Origin of the sequence: Xenorhabdus santafensis, assembly GCF_033949405.1 — a bacterium.
GTDB lineage: Bacteria > Pseudomonadota > Gammaproteobacteria > Enterobacterales > Enterobacteriaceae > Xenorhabdus > Xenorhabdus santafensis.
Map to the genome: position 1 here is coordinate 1 of NZ_VCDN01000183.1, position 5175 is coordinate 5175.

Annotated in this window: 2 protein-coding genes; both read left to right on the forward strand. The window is 50.0% G+C overall.

The genetic code is table 11. The features are described from left to right. Positions 1-4360 (forward strand): RHS repeat-associated core domain-containing protein (locus FE392_RS19755; RefSeq protein WP_319931842.1); only part of this gene is annotated, 4360 nt, incomplete at its 5' end. After that, the gene (locus FE392_RS19760; protein WP_319931843.1) at positions 4357-4806 is read left to right on the forward strand and encodes a hypothetical protein; all 450 of its coding nucleotides are present in this window, start codon (positions 4357-4359) and stop codon (positions 4804-4806) included. The genes FE392_RS19755 and FE392_RS19760, both read left to right, overlap by 4 nt. The last annotated feature ends 369 nt before the right edge of the window (positions 4807-5175 follow it).

Genomic DNA, 5175 nt, shown 5'->3' on the forward strand with positions numbered 1-5175 from the left:
TGAGCCCCTGCCCGTCAAAGCGCGCGATGACAGCCCGAGCGGAACAGGCAACACGCTCGGTAAAATCGTCGGGCAGGCACCACAGGGGGCGAATCCGCCACATGAGGCGAATGCCGCGGTGATACCGGAAACCGAGCAAGAAAAGGGATTTTTTGATAAGGCCGGGGACTGGTGGGATGAGACCAAAAAGGACGTCAAAAAATGGGGGGAAGAAGCCGGCGAAAAACTGGAGGCGGCCTGGGATAATCCGGGCAAGGCCGCCATAGGCGCAGCCAAAGGGATGTGGAATACGGTGCCTGATGTGGGAGAATTCGTCTTTCGCGGGGTTGCCGGCATGCCGGCGACCATGATATCCGCATCGGGTACGGCATTAAAATACGTGGGGGCTGACACGATAGGTGATGCTGCCCTTGCCACGGCGGATACGTTAAACAAAGGGATCGACAAGGCGGTGGAGCTGAGCCATGTGGATGCCATCCGCTTCGACATCACGGATAAAGCGGAGCAAGGCGGGGCATTGATTTCTGACTTCGCCAGCGCAGCGACGGGAATAGGGGGAATAGCCAAAACTGCGGCCAAAAAAGGGGCAAAAGCAGGTGCTAAAATCAAAGAAAAACCCCACGGCACACCGGAAGTCAAACCCAAAAAAGAACAACCGAAGGATGATGCTACCCCCTCCAACAAAAAAGACGGCAACGACAATGGCCTCAGTACCAAAGAGGGCGACCCGGTTGATATGGCCACCGGCGATTTCCTGCAAGTCTGGCCAGTACTGGCAATACCGGGGTTGTTGCCGATAAACCTCAATAGAACCTACCGCTCCACCGCTGATTTGCACGGCCTGTTCGGCCCCAAATGGGCGGATGACTGGTCACTGCAATTGGTTATCGGTCAGGGAGAAGTCCACTACACCCACACTGACGGTGTCGTCTACGACTTTGCTACGCCGGATAACAAGGTCTTGTCCCGTAACCGTCATCTACCCCATTGCCTGCTGACCGGTGAACTAACGGACAAGTTATGCCTGACTGACCGCCGTAGCCAGTTGACCTATCATTTCAGCGTGATTTCAGGCCGCACACGGAAACTGTCCGCCATTACTGACCGACGTCAGAACCGGATTGATTTTAGCTACGATAAACACGCCCGGTTGGTGGCCGTCACCCGCAATGACGGCCTGCGGTTAAACCTGCATTATCGAGACGGGCAACTTCACACACTCGATATGCAGGAAACTCGTGGAGAGCAATCCACCGAGCAGCGTCTGCTCACCTGCCACTATGACCCACGAGGGTATCTGAACGAGTGTGACGCCTTCCAGCACAACCATTTGTGGCATGAGTACGATGCACAGGGGCGGATGACTCGCTGGCATGACACCGACCAGACTGACCTGACGATAACCTACGACGAACGTGGTCGGGTACTCAGCACCACTTCCCCCAGCGGCTACTGGCATGACCGTTTCCGCTACGATGATAATGCCCGCATTACTACCTATCTGGATGGCGAAGGGGGCGAAACCCGCTACCATTACGACCCGAACGGGCTGGTGATACGGGAAGTCGATCCGTTGGGACGCATTACCCGCCGCCAGTGGCGGGGCAGCCTGCTGATGTGGGAAAGTGACCCTGCGGGTCAGATGACCGCCTTTGATTACAACCCTGATGGTGCGCTGACCGAGGTGAAACTGCCGACGGGCGACACCTTTTCCTATGACTATGATGAACACGGGCAACTGACCGAAAGCACCCTCCCCACTGGTGAGCGCTGGCAATGGCATTATGACGAACAGGGCAACTTAACCGCCCTCACCAATCCATTGGGACATCGGGAAGAATATCAATACGGCCTCCACGGCGAGCTGCGCCAGCGCCTGCTGCCGGATGGCCGCCAATGGCATTATGCCTATGACGAGCACCAACGCCTCGCCGCCGTGATGACACCGGACGGTGAAACTACCGGGCTGGAGCTGGATGCCTTGGGTCGCCTGCGCCGCTTTACCGATGCACTGAAACAGGAAACCCGCTACCAATACAGCCCCGGCCATGCCAGCCTCATTAATGGCAGCCTGAGTGAAATCACCCTTGCCGACGGTGTGACCCAAAAACTGGAATATGACAGCGAACATCGTGTTGCCGCCGTCACGGACGGGGAAGGCCGTACGACCCGCTACACCTACGGCGCATTTGACCTGCTGACCCACGTCACCCGCCCGGATGGCACCACCCTGCGCTTTGGCTATGACCGGCTCACCCGATTGAATTCAGTCACCGCCTCCACGGGGGAAACTTACCGCTATGAGCGGGATGCAGCGGGTCAGATTATCCGTGAAACGGATTTCACCGGCCGAACGCTGACATATCAGTACGATAAATTGGGTCGTCGGACACACACGATATATCCCGATGGTCAGCAGCTTCGCGGGTACTATTCCACCGCGGGATTGCTGGTCAAACAGGAAAGCTGGCAACCGGAAGAAAACCAGCTCGTACTGAAAGACACCACCACCTACGAATACAACCCACGGTATCAATTGGTGAAAGCCACCAATGCCGATGCGGTCGTCGAGTATGAATATGACAAAACCACCGGTCTGCCCACCTGTGAGCGTATCAACGGACGGGAAATCATTCGTGAATGGGATGAGCTGACGGGTCGCCCTGTCAGTGAACGTGTGGATGGCAACACCCTGCACTTTGGTTATAACCCGATGGGGGCGCTGAACCACTTTCAGCTCAACCAGCATGCGCCGCTGACTTTCCAACATGATGTGCTGGGACGGGAAACCGTACGTGAAAGTGCCAACGGGTTTATCCTTGCCAGCCGCTACACTGCAACTGGCTTGCTAGCACATCAGTCAGCGGGACAAGCGACTCAGTTTTTCCGAGAAACGCTGGCACAAAACGACCCGCATTTTCCGCCGCAGGCCACTGCCGTCAACCGGAGCTGGCAATATGACCGAGCGCATAATGTTCGCGTGATTGATGACAGCCGCTGGGGACAAACCCGCTACCGTTACAATGCCAACGACCAAATCTTGCATACGCTGTTCGAGGGCAATCGCCCACATGAAGAGCAATTTTGCTATGATGCCAACGGAAACCTGAGCCAACATCTGCCGATCGATGCCTACGGCGCAATGGAACAAATAACACAGCGTCAGAAGTCTGGACGGGTCGTGCAGCAAGGGGATATCCGCTATCGCTATGATGACAATGGCCGTTTGGTGGAAAAAACCGAACAGCGTGACGGCTTCCGCCCGCAAATTTGGCGCTACCGCTGGGATACCCAAAACCAGCTGACTCACTTCGAAACACCGGATGGCTCGCGCTGGCACTATCAATACGATGCGTTTGGGCGACGCATCCGTAAGCTGAAAGTTCACGATGGAAAACTGACCGCAGCTAATTTACAGTTGTGGCTGGCAGGCAAACCGGATTTAGTGCCAAGAGCCGATGCCATTATGGGGCAGGATTACCTATGGAGCGGCGACCAGCTGATTGAGGAAGTGCCGATTTACGCCGATGGCACGCCAGCGGAAGATCAGCGTATCCGTTGGTTATATGAACCCGGTTCATTGACGCCCTCAGCCCGCTTTGAAAAAGGCAAGCTACACTATATTGTCAGTGACCATCAGGGCACCGTGCGCGAAATGCTCAACGAAAACGGCACGCTGGTCTGGGCGCAGCGGCTGAAAACGTGGGGGAAAGCCGAAAAATCGCAGGTAATTGCCTCGAATGATCCAGATTACCATGTGGGCTGTAATTTCAGGTTCTGCGGCCAATTTAAGGACGAAGAGAGCGGGTTATACTATAATCGGCATCGTTATTACTCGCCGGAGACCGCGCAGTATATCTCGGCAGATCCCATAGGGCTGCTTGGCGGGTTTAATCCGTACGGGTATGTGTACAATCCGACGGGATGGATCGATCCATTTGGATTGAGCGGAACATCGCAAGTTGATAAACAACATGTTCTTGACAATATAGCGGCAAGTAAAACAGCCAGAGAGTCCTCTCATTTTGGCGGCAATGCACCGAATTCTAAGGATAGGACTTTAGAAGGTTTCATGAAGTCACATGTTTCCCCTGACCGAGAAACATTATTATTCACCCAATCACCAGGTTTTAATCATAATAAAGGTAAAGTCGGTGGGCAATTTAAGCGTTATGGGTTAGATTCTCATGCAGGTATTAGTCCACATGTTCATCAACCAATAAGAAATGTTTCACCTAAAACTGGAGATATATACGGCTCACAAGGAACAAAAACTAGTGATGGTGGAGTAACATCACCTTCTACGAAGGATATAAAACAGCTATATGACCATATACATAATGGAAAATATAATCAATGAAAAGTAATTTTGATTGTTCTCAGTTAATATCATTTGATTGGGATGAAAATGTTCCACCGCCATCAATGTCTTTATTTGAGAACATTGGCTTTGAAGTTAAATTTAATGATGAAATTCAATGTGTGAAATTGGATTACTTTAAAGAACGCAGTGATGAGTATTTCATTGATTTTATAGATAAAACGTTTTCCGGTGAGTTTGAGGATTGGAAAGAATATGAAACCCCTACAAAAAGGATAATAGATTTCACCGATGCAGTTCAAAAATTCATATCAGTCAATAAATTGACACATGTTAGGCTATTTATTAGTTTTTTTGCTGAGGAAGGCCTCAGTGATAATCATTATGAAAAAATAAAGCAATCTAATTTATTGAAGGCTCTATTTTTAATGTCTAAAAATAATTTTGACTTATGGGTTGATAACTTAATAATTGAAATTGAATAATGTATAGACAATTAATAAAGCCGGAAGATCCCTGTGATCTCCCGGTTTGTTGCTATATAGCTGGATATTCTAACTTAAACAATAAAAAAAATAACATGTCTTGATCAGTATCAGCCTAGCTATTGTAACGGTTCAATAAAAGCTAAACAAAGTAAGTATCAGCAAATTTCAAATTTCCGATCAGTATAAAGGCCAAGATTATGTAGTTGGTTTTAAAAATGGAAGAATAGGACAATTTTATCCAGGTAAACTATGATAAACATAAACACATACATTAAAATAAAAGATAAATATATTGATATTTTTCAATATGATGGGCGTTTTAAAAATTCCGATTACGTTGATGGTGCTTTAGAGTTAACCATAAAT